We start from the raw sequence: 19,570 nt of genomic DNA, 5'->3' as shown, positions 1-19,570 counted from the left end.
TTCCACGCCGCTTGCGAACGGAGTAATGTTTGCCCGATTGTTCGAGGGGGTCTCGCAACAGGAGGGGATGATGGGGGTCGACTGGGCTGGTCCGGTCGCCGCCGTGACACGCCGCAATGTCTTGCGGCTGTTCTCGGCAGGCGTGATGGCGAATGTGCTTTCCGGGTGTCGACACGACTGGCCACCGGCCGCGGCCTGCGAGCTTCCCTACCCGATCGTCGACGTTCACTGCCATTTCTTCAACGCGGCCGATGTGCCCGTGGAAGGGCTGGTGCGCTATGTGGCGCTGCGGGAGAAACTGCCGGAAGCAAAGCTCTCCGCCGATCCGCTGCAGTCGAAGCGCCTGGAAAATGCCCTGGTGGTCTTCCTCGTGACGGCCCTTGGCGACGTCGCGCCCAAGGCTAAGGCCGAGGACGCTATTCTCAAGAAGCGGGTGCCGCGCCCCTCCGACGCCGAGTTCGAGCGGCGGAAGGACGAGCAGTTGCGTATCGCCGTCAAGCAACTGGTCGCGCTAGCCGGCGAGCAGCGCGCATCGTTGACCGCACGAAGCGGCGCCGAAACGCCGGATTATCAAGGCCTGCTGGAACAGATCGGCGGCACCCCCGGCCTGCCGCAGGGCTTGCAGCGGCGCTCCGGCAGCGTGGAGGAGGCGGATGTCGATGCCCTGGCGTCGGCCGCCAAGGCCCACGAACAGATCGGCAACTACCTTTCCTTCGTGCGCCTCATGCAGGACTACCGCGAAAATCTGGCGGAAACCTATGCCCGGATCTTCGCGTCGAAATGCCGGTTTTCCATGATCACGCCGAGCATCCTCGATTTCGAGAAGTCGATCGGCGGCAGGGCATCGCCGCAGCACGACCAGATCGACGTGATGGACGAGATCCAGCAGCTGGTGATCAAGCGGCACGGCATCCACATGCACAGCTTCGTGGGCTTCGATCCGCACCGGGAGGCGCAGAAGCGTGGCTCGTCGCTGGAAAACGTCCGCTACGCGATCATGGAAAAGGGTTTCATCGGCGTGAAGATCTACCCGCCGATGGGCTTCAAGGCATGGGGCAATGCGGATCCGAAGATCGATGCGGCGCTGAAGCGGCTCTACGACTGGTGCCGCGGCAACAGCGTGCCGATCATGGCGCATGCGGAAAACAGCATCGGCGCCGGCTGCGGCTATGGCAATATGGCGAGCCCCGCCTACTGGAAGAAGCTGCTCGACACCAACCGTTACAATGACTTGCGGATCAATCTGGCGCATTTCGGCGCTTTCGATGAAGTCATTCGCCCAGGCGCACCGACGGGGGTCATGGTGTCCTGCGCCCAGGACAAATTCTCCGGTCCGCCGACCTGGGAGGACATCATTGGCAAGACGATCGGCCACGGGCGCCGGCCGAACCTGTTTGCCGACCTGAGCTACCTGAGCGAGCTCGTCACCGACAACACGCCCGGGCTGCATGAAAAAATCCGCGCGCTGCTCGACAAATGGCTGCGGGACTACGATCCCGATGCGCGCCATCTGATGTTCGGCACCGACTGGTCGATGATGGCGCTGGAGAAGGACTACAACGCCTACGTCCCGCGGATTGCCCAGCAACTGAAGGAGGCCAATGTCAGCGAGGAGGACCAGCAGAACATCTTCTGGAAGAACGCCTCCCGTTACCTCGGCCTCGACCGGCCGGGGCCGACCCGCCAGCGGCTCGCCACCTATTGTCGCAAGCGTGGCCTGGACGCCTCCTGGCTCTCGCAGCTGGAGATCGCCTGACCGCGAAACTGCTACCCGCGGTCCGGCACGTGCCTATCGCCACGGTGCGGTTCTGGCGATCCATTCGCGCGTCCGGCCTTCCGGGTCGGCGTTGCGGGTGATGTCGGTAACGACGGCGGCGATGTCGGCGCCGTGCTCGAAGACGCCGGCGATCCGCTCGACGTTGAGGCCGCCGATGGCGACCAGCGGCAGCAACCCGACACGGTTCCGCCAGGCGGCAAGGCGCGGCAGTCCCTGCGGCGCCCACTTCATAGCCTTGAGAATGGTCGGGTAAACCGGTCCGAGCGCGACATAGTCGGGCTTGGCAGCAAGTGCTGTCTCCAGTTCCGTCTCGTCATGGGTGCTGAGTCCGAGCTTCAGGCCGGCGGCGCGGATTGCAGTAAGGTCGGCCTCCGCCAGGTCCTCCTGGCCGAGATGGACGAAGTCGCAGCCTTCCGCGATCGCCAGTTGCCAGTAGTCGTTGACGATGAGCTGGCAGCCCTGCTCGTCGCAAACGGCCTTGGCCGCGCGGATCCCGCGGCGGATCTCCGCTTCCGTACGATCCTTGACGCGTAGCTGCACCAGCTTGACGCCGAGCGGCACCAGCCGCTCGATCCAATCCGCGCTGTCGACGATGAGATAGAAGGGGTCAAGTTTCACGCAAACACCGCCTTTCCGATGACGGGGGTGGAAGGGACGGCAAAATCGCGCGGTTCGAGCATGCCCGCCTCGAAGGCCTGCCGGCCGGCATCGATCGCGCCCGCGAACGCAGCGGCCATCAGTGCGGGCTTGGCGGCGCCGGCTACAGCGGTGTTGAGCAGGACGGCATCGAAGCCGAACTCCATCACCCTCGTTGCGTGCGAGGGCCGGCCGATGCCGGCATCGACGATCAGCGGCACATCGGGAAAGTTGGCCCGCATTGCCCTGAGCGCCTGGATGTTCTGCGGCCCCATGGCGCTGCCGATCGGCGCGCACCAGGGCATCAGCACCTTGCAGCCGGCTTCCACGAGCCGTTCGGCAACCACGAGATCATCCGTGGTGTAGGGAAAGACTTCGAACCCTTCGGCCGAGAGGATGCGCGCCGCCTCGACCAGGCCGAAGACATCGGGCTGCAGCGTATCGTGGTGGCCGATCACTTCGAGTTTCAGCCAGTTGGTGCCGAAGACCTCGCGCGCCATCTTGGCCGTCAGCACCGCCTCTGACACCGAGTGGCAGCCGGCGGTGTTCGGCAGCACGTGCACGCCGAGCGCCCGGATCAGTTCGAAGAAGGCGCCGCCCTGGCGGCCTCCGGCGGTTTCGCGCCGGAGCGAGACCGTGACGACCTCAGTGCCTGACGATCGCACCGCATCTTCCAGAACGGCGGGGGAGGGGTAGCGGGCGGTGCCGAGCAGCAACCGTGAGCGCAGGTCCTGTCCATAAAGCGTCAGCATGTCTCAGCCTCCTTTCATCGGCGAGAGAATTTCGATCCGGTCCCTGTCGCTGAGCGCATGACCCGAACGGTCGGCCCGGTGCACCAGTTCGCCGTTGACGGCGGTGGCGAGCCAGTCGCCTTCGAAATCAAGGGCGGCCAGAAGCTCGGTGAGGGTGGTGACGGCGAGGTCGTGATCCTCGCCATTGACGGTCAGTCTCATGCGGCATCTCCCTTCAGGTCCTGCGCAAGCGCGAGGTCGGCTGCTTCCGCCGCCAGGGCCGGCGAAAGCAGGAAGCCATGGCGGTAAAGTCCGTTGATCGTGATGGTCTGCCCGGTGCGCAGGGCGCGCGGCAGGTTGTTGGCGAAGGCGGGGCGGACGCCGGCGCCGGTTTCGACGAGGCGCGCTTCGCCGAAGGCCGGATGCAGCGCATAGGCGGCGTTCAGCAGTTCCATGAGGGAGCGGGCTGTGATCGGTCCGCCGTCATCCGTCTCGATCATCGTAGCCCCGCACATGAAGAGGCCGCCGCCGCGCGGCACGATGTAGAGCGGGATGCGGGGATGAATGAGCCTGACCGGCCGCGACAGTTCCACGTCGCTTGTCTGCAGGTAGAGCATTTCGCCGCGCACGCCCCGCAGGCCCGGCGTTTCGCCGATGCGTGCCGCGCCGGCGCAGTCGGCGACGAGATCGTGGTGGCCATCGTCTCTCGTCTCATCGAGGAAGGTGACGCCGTGATCGACAAGCTTCTGCCGCAACCGGCTCAGCGCCCGGCGCGGGTCGAGATGCGCCTCACCGGGAAAAAACAGCGCCTCGCGGAAACGTCCGGCAAGTACCGGTTCCAGCCGTTCGATCGCGGCGGCGTCGAGCCATTCGAAGCCGGAGGTGCGTGAGGCAAAGCGCTTGAGTTCGCCCGCATCCCGTGGCGGGGCGACGACGAGCGTGCCGTTTCGGGAAACCTCGCCTGGCAGGGCGTCGTCCCACCAGTCAATGGCGCCGATGCCCTTCGTCAGCACCACCTCTTCGGCGCTTTCGCGTTCGCACCAGGGTGCCAGCATGCCGCCGGCAAACCAGGAGGCCGCGCCGGCAAAGCCTGGTTTTTGCTCGACAACCGTCACTGCGACACCGCGGGCGCTGAGTTCATGCGCCAGACAGAGCCCTGCGACGCCGGCACCTTTGACGAGGATCCGCATGGCTCAGTGTTCCCGCGAGGCGTGGGCGGGCCGTCGTGAGGGAAGCGGGATGGTGTTGGCGGTGTGCATGCCGAGGCTCCGATTGTGGAGACCCAGTTCACGAGCGAAGGAAGGGGAAGGACGCCTTGCCGTTGAATGGTCGCGTGGAGGCGACGTTTGCGGCAGCGATGTCTGCACCGTCCCTACGCCAGTATGAACTGGATCAGGTTCAACGGGTCACTGCGCCGCGCAAACCGCATAGCAGAATCTCAGCCCCTTGGCGGGACACCCCTGGTGAATGCTCCAAGCTGACCGTTCGGGGCGGTTTTTGTCAAGAGCCAGCATTCGTGTGCGATGTGATCTCATCTGCCGAAAAAATTATCTATAATTTTGCGACGAGAAAGCGGAAGCGTTGGCGGCGTGATGAAAGGAGGTGGGGCAACCGGGTGGAGCTGGTCGAAAAACACCGGAGAAGCCTGGGCTCGTCCTCGTTTCTCGGGTGCGGTACGCCCGATTTCGGAAATGGGAGATGCGACCGATTGATTGGTGATTGTTGCCCCGTCTCGGCGGTTTCCAGATTCGTTCACGGTCAAAAATGCAACCATAAGGGTGTGCGCTAACAGAAAGTCTCCATCTGGGTGCTTGCGAACTTTGCTCGTCGATAAAATTATAGATAATATCAGATTCTATCTATTTCGCGTTTGCGATGACCTGGAGGACGAGCCGAAATGCTGGACGGAACCTTATCAACTGGCGCTAATTTTACCCCGGGCGACGCGGGCGAATCCCGCTGGACCCAAGCGGAAGCTGAAAAAATCTATAATTTGCCGTTCAACGATTTGCTCTACCGCGCACACACGGTCCATCGTGCGCAGTTCGATCCCAACGCCATCCAGATGAGCCGGCTGCTCTCGATCAAGACCGGAGGCTGCGCCGAGGATTGCGGCTATTGCAGCCAGTCCGCCCACTATCCGACCGGGCTCAAGGCATCGAAGCTGATGGAGGTCGAGCGTGTGCTTGCCGAGGCGCGACAGGCGCGCGAGGGCGGTGCGACGCGCTATTGCATGGGGGCCGCCTGGCGCAGCCCGAAGGACCGCGACATGGACGCGATCGTCGCCATGATCGGCGGTGTGCGGGCGCTTGGCATGGAAACCTGCATGACGCTCGGGATGCTGACGCCGGACCAGTCCGCACGGCTCGCCGAGGCCGGGCTCGACTACTACAACCACAATGTCGATACCTCCGAACGCTTCTACGGCGAGATCATCACCACCCGCAGCTTTGCCGACCGGCTGGAGACGCTCGCGAATGTCCGCGACGCCGGCATCAAGGTCTGCGCCGGTGGCATTCTCGGCATGGGCGAAACCGCCGACGACCGGATCTCCATGCTGGTGACGCTCGCCAATCTGCCGGTGCCGCCCGAAAGCGTGCCGATCAACATGCTGATCCCGATCCCGGGCTCGAAGCTGGCCGATGCAGCGCCCGTCGATCCGATCGATTTCGTCCGCACCATCGCGCTTGCCCGCATCCTGATGCCGCTATCGCATGTCCGGCTTTCGGCCGGCCGGACCGACATGAGCGACGAGACGCAGGCGCTCTGTTTCTTCGCCGGCGCCAATTCGATCTTTGTCGGCGAAACCCTGCTGACCGCCGACAATCCCGGCGAGGACCATGATGCGGCGCTCTTCCGACGCCTGGGGTTGAAGCCGATGGCTCCGGCGGCAAGGCAGGATGCGGCCGAATGACCCTGGGTCTGTTTGCGCGCTATGAGAAGACGCTGGAGGGCCTTGATCGCAAGGGCCGCCGGCGCGCACTTGCCCCCGCTGGCGGCCTGGATTTTACCTCGAACGACTACCTGGCGCTCGCCGCTTCGACGCGGCTGAAGGCGGCGATAACGAGTGCCATCGCGCGCGGCGTGCCGGTCGGCTCCGGCGGCTCACGGCTGTTGCGCGGCAATCACGAAGAACACGAGGCGCTTGAGGCGCAAGCGGCCACCTTCTTCGGCGCGGAACGAATGCTCTTCTTCGGCAGCGGCTATGCCGCCAATGCTGCCCTGTTTTCGACGCTGCCGCAGCGCGACGACCTCATCGTCCACGATGCCCTGATCCATGCGAGCGCCCATGAAGGCATCGCTGCGAGCAAGGCCGATTCGGTTGCGGCAGCGCACAACGATATCGACGCCTTTGCCGATGCGATCGGCCAATGGCGCCGCGCCGGCGGCACAGGGCGCCCGTGGATTGCCGTCGAAAGCCTCTATTCGATGGATGGCGATCGGGCGCCGCTCGCCGACCTCTTAGCGCTTGCCGCGCAGCATGACGGCTTTCTCGTCATCGACGAGGCGCACGCGACCGGCGTCTTCGGGCCGGAAGGTCGCGGTCTCGCCGCTGAGCTGGAGGACCGGGAGAACGTCGTCATGCTGCATACTTGCGGCAAGGCGCTCGGTGTTTCCGGCGCACTGGTCGGAGCAAGCGCCGTGCTTTGCGATTATATCGTCAACCGCGCCCGCAATTTCATCTATTCGACCGCGCCCTCGCCACTCATCGCGGCCGCGGTGCGTGAAGCACTCGCCGCCCTCGTCGACGAGCCGGAACGCCGCGCCGCATTCGACGGCCTCAGGTCCTTCGCCAACCGGGCGCTCGCCGAGGTGCTCGGCATCGAAGGCAGCGGCTCGCAGATCCTGCCCATCCCGATCGGTGATAACGGTCGAGCGGTCCGCATCGCCGCCCGCATGCGGGCCGAGGGTTACGATGTCAGGGCAATCCGCCCGCCGACGGTGCCGGAAGGCACCGCGCGTCTTCGGATCGCCATCACCCTCAACGTCGACCGGGCCGCAATCGTGCAGATGCTGCAGCAGTTGAAGATCGCGATCGCGAAGGAGCGGCCATGAAAACCCGTATCGTTGTCACCGGTACCGATACCGGCATCGGCAAGACCATCTTTTCCGCAGCCCTTACCGATGCGCTCGACGGTTGCTACTGGAAGCCTGTGCAGTCAGGGCTCGACGAAGAAACCGACAGCGAGACCGTCGCCCGGCTCGGCCGGTTGTCGTCTGACCGCGTCCTGCCCGAAGCCTACAGGCTCGCAATACCGGCATCGCCGCACCTGGCAGCACGGATCGACGGCGTCACCATCGACCCGGAGCATCTTTCCCCGCAAGCGGTGGAACGACCGCTGGTGATCGAAGGCGCAGGCGGGCTTCTGGTGCCGCTGACGGAGCACACGGTCTTTGCCGATGTCTTTGCGCGCTGGCAGATCCCCGTGGTTGTCTGCGCTCGCACCGGGCTCGGCACGATCAACCACACCCTCTTGTCGCTCGAAGCGCTGCGCCGCCGCGCCATTCCCGTTCTCGGCGTCGCCTTCATCGGCGACGCGCAGGAGGACAGCGAAGCGATCATCGCGCGCCTTGGCGGGGTGCGCCGGCTCGGGCGGCTGCCGCGGCTCGACCCGCTGACGCCCGACCGCCTGCGCCACGCCTTCGCCGAGAATTTCAAGATCGCCGATTTTCGAGGGATGCCGGCATGAAGAGCTCCGCCGTCTGGTATCCCTTCACCCAGCATGCCCTCGAACCGGCGATGCGCCGCATCGTCGGCACCGAAGGAGTCTATCTCGTCGACGAAGATGGCGCGTCGATCCTCGATGCGATTTCGTCCTGGTGGGTTATCACCCACGGCCACCGTCACCCCACGATCATGGAGGCGATCCGCAGGGCTACGGAGACCTACGACCAGATCATCTTCGCCGAATATACTCACGCACCGGCGGAAGACCTGGCGCGCGGGCTGATCGAGATCGCACCGCCCGGGCTCGCCCATGTGTTTTATTCCGATAGCGGTTCGACTGCGGTCGAGGTCGCGCTGAAGATGGCGCTCGGGTTCTTCCACAACAGCGGCCAGCCGCGGAGCCGGATCTGTGTGCTGGAGCATGGCTATCACGGCGACACGATCGGCACGATGTCGGCCGGCGAAAGAGGCGTCTTCAATGCCGCCTACGCGCCGCTGCTCTTCGCCGTCGATCGCCTGCCCTTTCCGGAGCCGGGCCGGGAGCAGGCAACGCTCGACGCCTTCGAACAGGCTTGCGCTTCCGGCGATGTTGCCGCCCTGTTGATCGAGCCCCTGCTGCTTGGCGCCGGTGGCATGAAGAGCTATCCGGCTTCCGTGCTGTCCGAGCTGAAACGCATTGCCGAACGGCATGGCAGCCTGCTGATCGCCGACGAGGTGATGACCGGTTGGGGGCGGACGGGCAGGCTATTTGCCTGCGAGCAGGCCGGGATCGCGCCCGATATTCTCTGCACCTCGAAGGGGCTGACCGGCGGCGCGCTTCCTCTGGCCGCGACGCTTTGCACCTCGGAGATCTTCGAGGCGCATCTTTCGGTCGACCGACGCAAGACCTTCTTCCATTCGAGTTCCTACACGGCCAACCCGATTGCCTGTGCCGCGGCACTTGCCAATCTCGCCGTCTGGAGACAGGAGCCGGTGGGCGCGCGTATCGAAACCTTGGTCGCGCGCCAGCGTCGACATCTGGCGCGTTTCGCCGATGATCCTCGCTTCGGCGACGTTCGCCAAATCGGAACCATCGCCGCCCTCGACCTCACCGTGCCGTCCGGCGGCTATCTCGCCGAGGTCGGCCCGCAGCTCAGGGCGTTTTTCCGCAAGCGTGGTTTGCTGATCCGTCCGCTCGGCAACGTCATCTACCTGATGCCGCCCTATTGCGTCACCGATGCCGATCTCGGGCGGGCCTATGACGCGATCGACGAGGCGGCGTCGCTCTTCGGGGCAGGGCAGCTATGAGGCTCGTTCGCTCATCCCGGATCGTCGGTTTCGGCCATGCGGTGCCGGAGCGGCGTGTCGCCAACGGCGAAATCGAGACGACGCTTGGGCTTGAGCCCGGCTGGATCGAGCGCCGCACCGGCATTCGCGAGCGACGCTGGGCCGCGCCTGAAGACACGCTGTCGGGGCTTGGCGCTCGAAGATGCCCGCACCCCGGCCGCCAATATCGCCCTGGTCCTGCTTGCGACCTCGACGCCCGATCACCTGCTGCCGCCTTCAGCACCCCTGCTCGCCCATCGTCTCGGCCTTTCCAACGCTGGTGCGATCGACCTTGCCGGCGCCTGCTCGGGTTTCCTCTACGCGCTGACGCTTGCCGACGGCTTCGCGCGGGCTCAGGGAAAGCCGTTGCTGGTGGTGGCGGCCAACATCTTGAGCCGCAGGATCAATCTGGCCGAGCGGGCGAGCGCCGTGCTCTTTGCCGATGCGGCCGGCGCCGTCGTCGTCGCGCCGTCCGATGACCCGCAAACCGGCCTCGTCGGCGTTGACCTCGCCGCCGACGGCAGTCGCTACGATCTGATCTCGATTGCCGCCGGCGGCAGCAACAGGCCGTTTTCCGCCGACACCAGGCCCGAGGATCTGCTGATGACAATGCGTGACGGGCGCGAGATGTTCGCGCAGGCGGTGGAGATGATGACGGCCTGTGCCGTGAACGCCATGGGCGCCGCCGGCTGCGTGGCCCCGGACATCAGCCGCTTCGTGCCGCATCAGGCCAATGCCCGCATTTTCGACGCCGTCTGCGATCGTCTCGGCATCGCGCCGTCGAAAACGGTGCGCACGATCTCGGACTACGGCAATTCGTCGGCCGCGACCATCCCGCTGTCGCTATCGCTGGCGCACCGAGAAAAACCCTTCATCTCCGGCGAAAAGCTGTTGCTGACGGCGGCCGGCGCGGGGCTTGCGGGAGGGGCGGCAGTGCTCGCGATCTGATGACGCGTCGACGGCAGCCACGCCGCGTAACCTGGGGCGCGCGCCGTGATGTCAGGGTGTTGAGGGCGCGGCGCAAGAGCCGCGTTTCATCAGCATTGGCTGCAGCTTGTATTCCTCCTGCAGCGCATGGCTGCCGAGCACGCCTTCGAGTGCCAGCCGGGCGATCTCGTCGATCGGCTGGCGAATGGTGGTGAGCCGCGGCAGCACCAGCGAAGCCAGAGGAATGTCGTCGAAGCCGACGATCGAAAGGTCGTTCGGGACCCGAAGCCCCATGTCGTCGGCGGCGCGCAGCAAGCCGATTGCCTGCTGGTCGCTGGCGGTGGCGATCGCCGTCGGGCGACTTGCTACGGGTTGCGTCAGCAGCTGCTTACCAAGTTCTTCACCTGAGCGGTAGTCGAAGTGCCCCTCGACGATCTGCGGAGGAACGTAGTCGCCTGGGTGGCTTTTCCGGAGTTCCTCGAGCCGTTGAACGAAGCCGCCGCGGCGCTCGCCGGAGACTTCGGTCGTGCCGGGACCGCTGATATAGCCAAGCCGACGATGGCCAAGCGAAAGCAGGTGGTCCGCGGCGAGATAACCGCCCTGACGATTGTCGACGGACACGAGCGCATGGCCGCTCAAGGGCCGGTCGACGGTCACCGTGCGCGTGCGCGACGCCAATCCATCGGCGAGGCTGTTGCTGACGGGAACGAGGATCAGCCCGGCCGGCAACCGTCCGAGCAGGGTTTCAATCTGCTGCTTCTCGGCGTCCGGGTCGTCATGGGTGTTGGCAAGCAGCACCGAGTAGCCCTCGGCGGAAGCCAACATCTCCACCTGTTTGGCAAGCTCGGCAAAGAAGGGGTTGGTGATGTCAGGCACGACGAGGCCGATAATGTCGGTCTTGGCGAGCCGGAGGCTGCGACCGAGAATGTTCGGCCGGTAGCCGATCGCGTCGATCGTTGCTTCGACCTTCGCCCTGATGTCCTCGCTCACCGTCTTGTTCTTGGCAAGCACACGCGAAACCGTGCCGACGGATACCCCGGCGCGCTGGGCAACATCCTTGATCGTCGGGTTCAAACGGTCGGCTCCCTATCACGTTCGCTGCATCGATCAGGAGGGAAAAATCATGCAACGGATCAAAGTCTTACGCCAGCGACCGCGGGTCCGCCCGACGGCAGCTGGCCTTCCTCTTAGATCAGAGAATGCCGCGAACCGGTAGCGGCTTCCAGCATAAATTTCTCAGCGATGAAACGTTTCATATTGACAGCGATACCGCCTTTCTATCTTCTAAAGGTCGAAGCGGGCCACGCATGTTCATGTGATGAAACGTTTCATTGATGGTTGGAGGACCATCGTTTCACCGGAGGAGAACCCATGAAATTTTCCCTGTATGCGTCTATCGTCGCACTTACCGTTGCCACCGCGTTGCCGACGCTTGCCATGGCTGCCGATAAACCCGTCGTCGGCCTCGTCATGAAGTCGCTTGCAAACGACTTCTTCAAGAACATGCTGGAAGGCGCCGAAGCACATGCGCAGAAGCGTGGCGACTACGAGCTTAAAGCCATCGGCATGCAGAACGAGACCGATTTCGAGAGCCAGCTGAATGGCGTCGAGAACTTCATTACCCAGGGCGTCGATGCGATCGTGATTGCGCCGGCCGACTCCCGCGCCATGGTCGCGCCGCTGAAGAAGGCGATGGATGCGGGTATTGTCGTCATCAATTTCGACGTTTCGCTCGACGAGCAGGCAAAGAAGGATGCCGGCGTCGATCTGGCCTTCGTCGGCCCTGACAATCGAGGCGGCGCCAAGATGGTCGGTGATGCGCTCGCCAAGGATCTCGGCGCCGGCGGTAAGGTCGTGATCCTCGAGGGCAATCCGGGCGCCGACAATGCAGCGCAGCGCAAGCTCGGCTTCGAGGATGCGATCGCGGCAGGCAAGCTCGATCTTCTCGATTCTCGGACGGCGCATTGGGAAACGGAAGAGGCCAATTCCGTCTTCTCGACCATGCTGACGGCGCATCCCGATATCCAGGGTGTGCTCGCCGCCAACGATTCCATGGCGATCGGTGTCGTCAAGGCGCTCGACGCGGCTGGCCGAAACGACATCAAGGTCGTCGGCTTCGACAATGTGCCGGCGGTCGCCCCCATGCTGAAGGACGGCAAGCTTTTGGCGACGGTCGACCAGTTCGGTTCGCAGATGGCGGCGAACGCAATCGACAAGGCGCTCGAAGTCGTGGCCGGCGGCCCCAAGCTCGAAGGTTGGGTGAAGACCGACATCGAGCTCGTGACCAAGGACAACGTGAAATAGCTCTGAGACCGCGCGTGCGCACCGGGCGCTGCCCGGTGCGCTTCGGCAAGGACAGCATCCGCCGCAGGCCAAGGGTTTGCGTGCGCAATTGCTGCGTTTCAAAAGGGCCAGGTCATGATGAACACGCAAACCGTGCAGGCGGAAGCGGCTGGCGTCTCGATGCCGCCGGTTCTGGAACTGCACGATGTTAAGAAGGCCTTCGGGGGTACCAAGGCACTGAACGGCGTCAGCCTCTCCATTCAGCCGGGCGAAGTGCACGGCCTCATCGGCGAGAACGGTGCCGGCAAATCGACTTTGATCAAGGTTCTCTGCGGTATCGTCCGTCCGGACGAGGGCGCAATCAATCTTGCAGGCCGGGCCTATGCGCCGGCCACGCCCCGGGAGGCCAAGGCCAACGGTCTCCAGGTGGTGCACCAGGAATTCAACCTTCTGCCCCATCTGTCGGTGGCGGAGAACATCTTCATCGAGCATCTGCCGCGCAATGCGTTCGGCGTCGTCAGACGGCAGGAGATGCATGCCGGCGCACGGGCCGCACTCGATGCCATCGGCCTCAGCGACATCGACGTGCGCTGGCCGGTCGCGCGCCTCGGCATCGCCCACCGACAGTTGGTCGAGGTGGCGCGCGCGCTGATGACGGAAAGCCGTATTCTCATCCTCGACGAGCCGACGGCGACGCTGACGTCGCGCGAAACCGAGCGGCTGTTCAAGATCGTCAGCGACCTTCGCCGTCGCGGCGTCTCGATCGTTTTCGTGTCGCATCATCTCGACGAGGTCTTCCGCATCTGCGATCGGGTGACGGTGCTGCGCAACGGCGAGACGGTGTTCTCGCGGCCGATCGTCGAGACCAATCAGGACGAACTTGTGCGCGCCATGGTGGGCCGCAAGCTGCAGCAGCAGATGGCGAGCGAAGTGGTCTCGTTTGCTCGGCCGGCACAGGCGTTGTCGCTTGCCCGGTTTCGCCCGCCGCAATCGCCGCATGCCGAGGGCATTTCACTGCACCTGCACAAGGGCGAAATCCTGGGGATCGCCGGGCTTGTCGGCTCCGGCCGCACCGAGCTTCTGCGGGCGATCGCGGCCGCTCAACGGCCGCTCTCCGGTGAGCTCTTCCTTGAGGGGAAGCGCGCCTCCTTCCACTCGCCGCGCGAGGCGATCAATGCCGGTATCGGCTTCGTGACCGAGGACCGGAAAGAGGAAGGCCTGATCCTCAACATGCCGATTTCGGCCAATGTCACGCTCGCGTCCCTCTCGGACGTCTCGCGTGCCGGCATCCTTGACAGGAAGGCGGAAATCGAAGTGACGGAACGGCTCGGCGCCGAGCTCAAGCTGAAATATGGCGGACCCGGCAAGAATGCCGCGACGCTCTCGGGCGGCAACCAGCAGAAGGTGGTGCTCGCCAAATGGCTGGCGCGCAATCCGAAGGTACTGCTGCTCGACGAGCCGACACGCGGCGTCGACGTCGGCGCCAAGGCCGAGATTTATGCCCTGATCCGCCAGTTCGCCGAACGTGGCTTGGCGCTGTTGATCGTCTCGTCGGAGCTGCCGGAACTGATGACCCTGTCGGACCGTATCCTCGTGATGTCGCAGCACCGTGTCGTCGGCGAGCTGTCGCGGCCGGAATTCTCCGAAGAACGTATTCTGCAATTTGCCTACCAGGGCGAGCAGCAACAGGCGAGGCAGTAAGATGCAAGCACTCGAAAAGACACAAGCCGGCGAAACCGTCCATGCCCGCCAGCTGCCGGGCTGGTCGCCAAAGGTGCTCCTGCGCGATGCCGGCATCGGCTTGGCGCTCCTGCTTTTGATCCTCTTCTTCTCGGTCTCGACCGAGCACTTCCTGACGGCCAACAACATCTCCAACATCCTGACGCAGATCACCATCAACCTGATCCTCGCCGTCGGCATGACCTTCGTCATCCTGATCGGCGGCATTGATCTTTCCGTCGGCTCGATGCTGGCCTTCTGCGCCGTCGTCGGCGGCACGGTGTTGACGATTCCCGATCTCTCGGTGTTCCAGGCCGTGGCGCTGGCAACGCTCGCCGCTGTCGGCACCGGCGTCGTCTGTGGCTTCCTGAATGGCTGGATCAGCGCCTTCTGGGGGCTGCCCTCCTTCATCGTCACGCTTGGCATGCTGAACATCGCCCGCGGTGCCGCGCTGCAGGTGACGGACGCACGCACGATCTATTCGTTTCCGCCGAGCTTCAACGCCTTCGGCTCGCAGATGATCTTCGGCATCCCCGTCGTCTTCCTGATCGCGCTGCTGCTCGTCGCGATCGCCTGGTTCGTACTGTCAAAGACGGTGTTCGGCCGGCTGCTCTATGGCATCGGCAACAACGAGGAGGCCGTGCGTCTCGCCGGCCATTCGCTGATGTTCTACAAAGTGGCGGCCTTCACGATTGCCGGTGCGCTCGTCGGCATCGCCGCCATGGTCTACATGGCCCGCCTTAACATCGCGAGCCCGATCATCGGCATGGGCTTCGAGCTGAACGCGATCGCCGCCGTCATCATCGGTGGCACCAGCCTCAACGGCGGCCGCGGCACGGTGATCGGCACCCTGCTCGGTGCCTGCATCACTGGGGTGCTTGCCAACGGCCTCATCCTGTTCGGGCTCAGCGATTTCATGCGGCAGATGATCACCGGTGTCGTCATCATCCTCGCGGTGATCATCGACAAGTATCGCGAGCGGCTGACCGGTATCTAAGACCGGGAGCCACGTGCGGACGGATCGCAGCCCGCCGCAACCGACGAAACGCGGTGAAGGACAAGGTGGTCGGGTCGATAGACCCGCCCCGGGGGATCTCTGCGGCCTGGTTTTCACGCAGAAGCAAATGGAGAAGGTTAGGCCGATGCTCAAGAACATCGATCCGGCGCTGAACGCCGACGTGCTGCATGCACTGCGCTCAATGGGACATGGAGACCGGATCGCGATCGTTGACGCGAATTTTCCCGCCGACACGATCGCCCGCCACACCCGGCTCGGCCTACCGCTGCACATCGCGAATGTCTCGGCCGCGCGTGCCGTGCGCGCCATTCTTTCCGTCATGCCGCTCGACACGCCGCTGCAGCCTTCGGCGGCGCGGCTGACGCCGGACGGGGAGGCGGGCGAATTGCCGGCGGTCCAGCGCGAGGTGCAGGCCGAGCTCGTGCGTGCGGATGGTATTCTTTCGAAGATGTATGCGATCGAGCGTTTCGCCTTCCACGAGGAAGCGAAGCGCGCCTATTGTATCATCGTGACGGGCGAGGCGCGCCGCTTCGGCAGCTTCCTCTTCACCAAGGGCGTGGTGCCGCCGGCCAGCCACTGGCACGAGGCCGTCGCCGGGTGAGAGCCACCTTGGCCGCCATCAAAGGGTCGCAAGCTCCCGATTGGAAAGCACGCCATCATTGGCCCGCCTTATCTCGACCTTCCGTTCGAGCTCGGCGACGATGTCTTCGCTGAAATCGATCGAGGTCAGCTCGGCGATCTCGGGCAGGGCGCCGGGCGTGAAGACATTGACCTCCACCAGTTTGTCGCCGACGACGTCGAGGCCGACCAGGAACATGCCGTCGCGCACCAGTTTGGGGCGCATCTCTTCGGCGACGGCAAGCATCGCCGGGGTGACGACGGCCGCGGCGGGCCGGCCGTTGACATGCATGTTGGAGCGCAACTCGCCTTCCGCCGGAACGCGCCGCACGGCGGCATAGGTGTCGCCACGCTTGAGCGGCCGGCCGTTCATCAGGAACAGGCGGACGTCGCCCTCCGTCGCCGCCGACAGGTATTCCTGCGCGATCACATAGCCCATCTCGCTGACGGCCTCGAAGATCTGGTTGAGGTTCGTCTCATGGCTGGAGCCGACCTTGAAGACGTTCTTGCCGCCGGAGCCCTGCAGCGGCTTCAGGATGACGCCTTCGGGATGGGCGTCGAGGAAGGACCGGACCTCCTCCATGTGTTTCGTGATCAGCGTGGTTGGACGGACGACCTCGGGAAAACCCTGCAGATAGAGCTTGTTCTGTGCTGCCGCCAATCCGTCCGGGTCGTTGACGACGATCGCACCGCGCTCGGCGGCGAGCCGCCCGAAGATGATGCCGGCCTGGGTCGCCCAGGGACGCGTTGCGGCATCCTCCGAGGGGTCGTTGCGCAGAAAGAGGATCTGGATATCCGTAATGTCCAGGACCTCGCGCCGCGTCGCATCACCCCGCAGTGCCGCAATGAAGGTTTCAGCCTTGCGCGGCTTTGCAGTTCCGAGAGAAAGCGCATGGACGATCAGGCGGCCGTCGGGTGTCAGAACGAAATCGCCTGGCGTGAGGTAGACGATCTCATGGCCGCGGGCGAGGGCGGCGAGTGCCAGCGACGTCGTCGCATAGAACGTCTCTTCGCCCTCGATGGAGTTGACGAGAAAGGCAATGCGCATTCGGTTTCCTACTCTGAGATCAAGTCGAGCGGGGACAGTCCCCTTTGGGCTCGCTGAAGTCGGTCGCGCGCTTTGACCTCATCGAGAAAGATAGGGCGGAGCGCTGCGGTACCAAGGAGGCCGCGGAGGCTGAGTTCCTGGATCGCGCCGAAATGCGAGGCGGCGATCTTGCCCATCCAGAACGGTTCGAGAGTGCCGCCGCCGGCGAGGTGATCGAGAAGCTGCAAGAGGCCGCGCAGGTAGATCGCGTCCTTGACCAGCCCGCCGCCGCGATAGATGCGCAGCGTGATGTTGAAGGCCTCGGTGGCCGCAAAGCCATGACCGTCGACGAGCAGCCGGTAGGTCTGCGGAAAGGGTGCGCCGTCGAGCATGGCGACGCAGCCGACGACCCGTGCCGCCAGCACGCGCAGCCGGTCTATCGTCATGCCGGCGCTCAGATATTCGGCAAAGACCGCAAGCCCCTCCTGCATGCCTTCGTAACCGGCCAGTCCGGAGCGAAGGATACGCAGCCCCTGGGCCGAACCGTTGAAATAGGTCAGCAGATGCACACCAATCTCGTGGTTGAGCAGCGCCTCGACGCGATCGGCGTCGAGCGCGGAACTCCTGGCGATCAAAAGCTGGCCGCGCGAAACGAGCAAGCCAGCCGGCAGGTCGTCGCGAATGTCGACGGAGGCGGAAAAATCGGCCGACTGGCGCCGATAGGCCGATATCATCGCCTGGGCGCGCTCCCTTATGTACTCGCAATCGCGCCTGTCTGCGGCCGAAGACCGTGCATCGCGGTCGGGTGCAGTGCGCGCCAGGATTTCGGAGGCGGCGTCATGAAGCGTGGCTTCCACCGGGCCATAGAGGGCGCGACCGAACTCGACGAAGGTGCGCGTCTCCCGCGCCGAGATCATCGACAACTGCAGATCGACCTCCTGCTGCTTTTCCCGGTAGAGGGCGTAGAGCAGCGGATCTTCGAGATGTTCGAAGTTGAGGGAAAAGAGCTTCCGCTTGGCCGTCTCGATCTGCAGCGTCAGCGGCCGGTAGTAGAGACGCGGACTCTTGGAGAAGCCGCCCGAAGCGAACTCCGTCCAAGCGGCTTCGGCGTTGATTGGCGTCACCGCCAGAAGGAAGTCGAAGCTGGAGGCAATCTCGTCGATGCCGCGGTCGGCGCGCACGACGGCATCGACGAAGGCTTTTCGGCCGAAGGCGCGGTGCGTCGGCAGCCGAAAACTGTCCGATTTTGCGCGGGCGAAAGCAGCAACGGCTCTTAGCCCCGCGTCGAAGATGCTCGCGACCAGCCGCTCGCGCAGTTGCGGATAGATGCGGCGCGTTCCCGGCTCGCAGTAGATCGGCGCGAAGCGCACCGTCAGGTGTGGGGTGTCGAGCGCAAGCGCCTTTCGGCCTGTCGCTGTCGCCGCTGGGCGCTCGACGAGCGTCACATGCGGTGTGCGGAATTTTCCTTCGATCGTTGCCGCCGTCTCGATCAGGGCCTTGGCGGCGACCTGCTCGGCGGCACGCGCGCCGGCGACCACCTCGATCAAAAAGGGCGGCAGGAAGGGCGCGTCCTTGGCCGGCGGTTCATCGCTTTCGAGCTCACCGAATTCGAGCACGATGAAAAGGCCGAGTCGCTGTTCGATTACGCGCCCGACACGTTCGATGATTGCGGCGGCGGTATCGATGTCGGGCGCCAGTAGATAGGCGGCGTTCGCCTGGGCGATGTCGCGCGCCACCGGCTGTTGGTGCTCGGCGGCGATGTGCACGCAGAGGAAGGGAACGAGGCGGTCGATGTGCAGCCGTCCGCCCTCGCCGAAATCGCGCCGCACGGCGCGGCCATCCGTCAGCCGGCCGATGGCTTCGTCGAGCCAGGCCGGGGCCGGACTTACGGGCGTCGCTTTCTCCTCCGTCATCGCTGCCTCGCCAACGTTTCGGTCAGGATCGGGACGAGGGAAGAGACCAGTGCCCGCAGAGAACGAAGCGCCCGGATATCCGGCTTGCCGGTCCATTCGTCCATGAAGGTCTTCTTGAACTCGATCGCGATCGCGCAGCCGGTCTCGGGAAAATGCTCGTGGATGAAGCGCGTCTGCTCTCCGCGTCCTTGGAAGGCGACGTTCTCGCGTACATCCACCGGCCGGCCGTCGATAGAGGCGGTGCCGAGCGCCGACATCAGCGTATCGATGACGCCGGCCCATCTGAGCCGATCCATCGAGGAGGTCCCGATGTTGATTTCCGGGGCTTCGTCGGGAGCCGCAGGCGCGGCGTCCGGTCCCTGTCGCCGGTGGTTGTAGCTGTGCATGTCGAGCACGATGAAGCGACCGTGGCGGCGCTCGATCGCCGTCAGCATCGAATGCAGCATGGCATAGTAGTCGTCATGGACGGCGAGGGACGCCTCGATCATCTCGACGGGCGGATGTTCCCGCCAGACGGAAAGGCCCCAGGCTTGCGCCGGCTGAAGATAGACCGCGCCCGTCCGGGCACGGTTGAGGTCGACCTCGAAGCGGGACCTGTGGACGACGATGCGGTTGGCAAGATCGCGGATGACGAACTCGGTGAACGGATCCTCCTCGCGCAGCCGTTCCTCGTCTGTCAGGGCGGTGAGCGCGCGGGCGTCGCTGCGCATCGCGTGCCCGTTGTGGATCGCCGTGCCGACGATCGGCCCATCGCCGCGGTGTGCGGTCCACCAGGTGGTTTCGCTGGCTGAGCGGAACTGTTCCGTCGGCTCGCTTTGCATCTTCGCTCCCGCACTCCCTCGCTCTGGTCGCTACGGGGGTGCAACTCCCCGGTGGCCCGAAGGGTTCCAGAACGGGAGAAATTTCCGGGGCGGTCGAGACGCAAGGCCACCCCGCTTCGACAGCCG

17 protein-coding genes, 1 pseudogene and 1 riboswitch are annotated in these 19,570 nt (G+C 64.6%); of the genes and pseudogenes, 10 read left to right on the top strand and 8 right to left on the bottom strand.

What is annotated here, in order from left to right; all coding sequences use genetic code 11:
* The first annotated feature begins 25 nt into the window (after positions 1-25).
* Positions 26-1,756: an amidohydrolase family protein gene (locus FA04_RS26775; protein ID WP_082936587.1), complete on the top strand. Its 1,731-nt coding sequence runs from the start codon at positions 26-28 to the stop codon at positions 1,754-1,756.
* Between the two features lie 33 nt (positions 1,757-1,789).
* Here FA04_RS26775 and FA04_RS26770 read toward each other — a convergent pair whose 3' ends face one another.
* Genes FA04_RS26770 through thiO form a run of 4 tightly spaced genes read right to left on the bottom strand, consistent with a single transcriptional unit; the run spans position 1,790 to position 4,334 of the window.
* On the bottom strand, positions 1,790-2,395 hold the full coding sequence (locus FA04_RS26770) for a thiamine phosphate synthase (RefSeq protein WP_034798450.1): 606 nt from the start codon (positions 2,393-2,395) through the stop codon (positions 1,790-1,792).
* Entirely contained in the window at positions 2,392-3,165 is a 774-nt protein-coding gene (locus FA04_RS26765) for a thiazole synthase (protein ID WP_034798452.1), read from the bottom strand. Before FA04_RS26765 ends, FA04_RS26770 begins: the two co-directional genes overlap by 4 nt.
* Positions 3,166-3,168: 3 nt before the next feature.
* Positions 3,169-3,366 carry a sulfur carrier protein ThiS gene (gene thiS, locus FA04_RS26760; RefSeq protein WP_034798454.1) on the bottom strand — a complete coding sequence of 66 codons (198 nt, stop codon included), beginning with the start codon at positions 3,364-3,366 and terminating at the stop codon, positions 3,169-3,171.
* Positions 3,363-4,334: a glycine oxidase ThiO gene (gene thiO / locus FA04_RS26755; protein WP_034798463.1), complete on the bottom strand. Its 972-nt coding sequence runs from the start codon at positions 4,332-4,334 to the stop codon at positions 3,363-3,365. Before thiO ends, thiS begins: the two co-directional genes overlap by 4 nt.
* 161 nt (positions 4,335-4,495) lie before the next feature.
* Positions 4,496-4,616, bottom strand: a riboswitch (TPP riboswitch).
* Positions 4,617-5,041: 425 nt separating this feature from the next.
* Here thiO and bioB point away from each other — a divergent pair.
* The 5 genes and pseudogenes from bioB to FA04_RS26730 all read left to right on the top strand — a co-directional run bounded on the left by bioB (position 5,042) and on the right by FA04_RS26730 (position 10,066).
* Positions 5,042-6,058 carry a biotin synthase BioB gene (bioB, locus tag FA04_RS26750; protein ID WP_034798465.1) on the top strand — a complete coding sequence of 339 codons (1,017 nt, stop codon included), beginning with the start codon at positions 5,042-5,044 and terminating at the stop codon, positions 6,056-6,058.
* Positions 6,055-7,200 (top strand): 8-amino-7-oxononanoate synthase, encoded by a 1,146-nt coding sequence (locus FA04_RS26745; RefSeq protein ID WP_034798467.1) that lies wholly within the window; start codon positions 6,055-6,057, stop codon positions 7,198-7,200. Before bioB ends, FA04_RS26745 begins: the two co-directional genes overlap by 4 nt.
* The gene (gene bioD / locus FA04_RS26740; RefSeq protein ID WP_034798468.1) at positions 7,197-7,835 is read left to right on the top strand and encodes a dethiobiotin synthase; all 639 of its coding nucleotides are present in this window, start codon (positions 7,197-7,199) and stop codon (positions 7,833-7,835) included. Before FA04_RS26745 ends, bioD begins: the two co-directional genes overlap by 4 nt.
* A complete protein-coding gene (locus tag FA04_RS26735; protein ID WP_034798469.1) occupies positions 7,832-9,100 on the top strand; it encodes an adenosylmethionine--8-amino-7-oxononanoate transaminase in 1,269 nt (422 codons plus the stop codon). Before bioD ends, FA04_RS26735 begins: the two co-directional genes overlap by 4 nt.
* Positions 9,097-10,066: pseudogene (locus FA04_RS26730) on the top strand (beta-ketoacyl-ACP synthase III). The gene FA04_RS26735 and the pseudogene FA04_RS26730 overlap by 4 nt, the downstream one beginning before the upstream one ends.
* Positions 10,067-10,117: 51 nt before the next feature.
* On the opposite strand, the gene FA04_RS26725 reads toward FA04_RS26730, so the two are convergent.
* Positions 10,118-11,119 carry a LacI family DNA-binding transcriptional regulator gene (locus FA04_RS26725; RefSeq protein ID WP_034798470.1) on the bottom strand — a complete coding sequence of 334 codons (1,002 nt, stop codon included), beginning with the start codon at positions 11,117-11,119 and terminating at the stop codon, positions 10,118-10,120.
* 297 nt (positions 11,120-11,416) lie between these two features.
* Between FA04_RS26725 and FA04_RS26720 the strand changes: the two genes are divergently transcribed.
* From FA04_RS26720 to FA04_RS26705, 4 genes are all read left to right on the top strand, one after another.
* Positions 11,417-12,349, top strand: coding sequence for a sugar ABC transporter substrate-binding protein (locus tag FA04_RS26720; RefSeq protein WP_034798471.1), 933 nt, complete (start codon positions 11,417-11,419; stop codon positions 12,347-12,349).
* Positions 12,350-12,466: 117 nt separating this feature from the next.
* Positions 12,467-14,029: a sugar ABC transporter ATP-binding protein gene (locus tag FA04_RS26715; protein ID WP_034798504.1), complete on the top strand. Its 1,563-nt coding sequence runs from the start codon at positions 12,467-12,469 to the stop codon at positions 14,027-14,029.
* A 1-nt stretch (position 14,030) separates the two neighbouring features.
* Complete coding sequence (locus FA04_RS26710) at positions 14,031-15,044, top strand: ABC transporter permease (RefSeq protein ID WP_034798472.1); 1,014 nt, start codon at positions 14,031-14,033, stop codon at positions 15,042-15,044.
* A 145-nt stretch (positions 15,045-15,189) separates the two neighbouring features.
* A complete protein-coding gene (locus tag FA04_RS26705; RefSeq protein WP_034798473.1) occupies positions 15,190-15,666 on the top strand; it encodes an RbsD/FucU family protein in 477 nt (158 codons plus the stop codon).
* An 18-nt stretch (positions 15,667-15,684) separates the two neighbouring features.
* On the opposite strand, the gene FA04_RS26700 is transcribed toward FA04_RS26705, so the two are convergent.
* Genes FA04_RS26700 through FA04_RS26690 form a run of 3 tightly spaced genes read right to left on the bottom strand, consistent with a single transcriptional unit; the run spans position 15,685 to position 19,444 of the window.
* The gene (locus FA04_RS26700; protein ID WP_034798474.1) at positions 15,685-16,731 is read right to left on the bottom strand and encodes a glutathione synthetase; all 1,047 of its coding nucleotides are present in this window, start codon (positions 16,729-16,731) and stop codon (positions 15,685-15,687) included.
* A gap of 8 nt (positions 16,732-16,739) precedes the next feature.
* The gene (locus FA04_RS26695; RefSeq protein WP_034798476.1) at positions 16,740-18,623 is read right to left on the bottom strand and encodes a flavohemoglobin expression-modulating QEGLA motif protein; all 1,884 of its coding nucleotides are present in this window, start codon (positions 18,621-18,623) and stop codon (positions 16,740-16,742) included.
* Complete coding sequence (locus tag FA04_RS26690) at positions 18,620-19,444, bottom strand: N-formylglutamate amidohydrolase (protein WP_034798477.1); 825 nt, start codon at positions 19,442-19,444, stop codon at positions 18,620-18,622. The genes FA04_RS26695 and FA04_RS26690 overlap by 4 nt, the downstream gene beginning before the upstream one ends.
* Between the last annotated feature and the right edge of the window lie 126 nt (positions 19,445-19,570).

Origin of the sequence: Ensifer adhaerens, assembly GCF_000697965.2 — a bacterium.
Lineage (GTDB): Bacteria > Pseudomonadota > Alphaproteobacteria > Rhizobiales > Rhizobiaceae > Ensifer > Ensifer adhaerens.
Note: the sequence above shows the minus strand (reverse complement) of the source record. Positions and strands in the feature narration are given on the sequence as shown.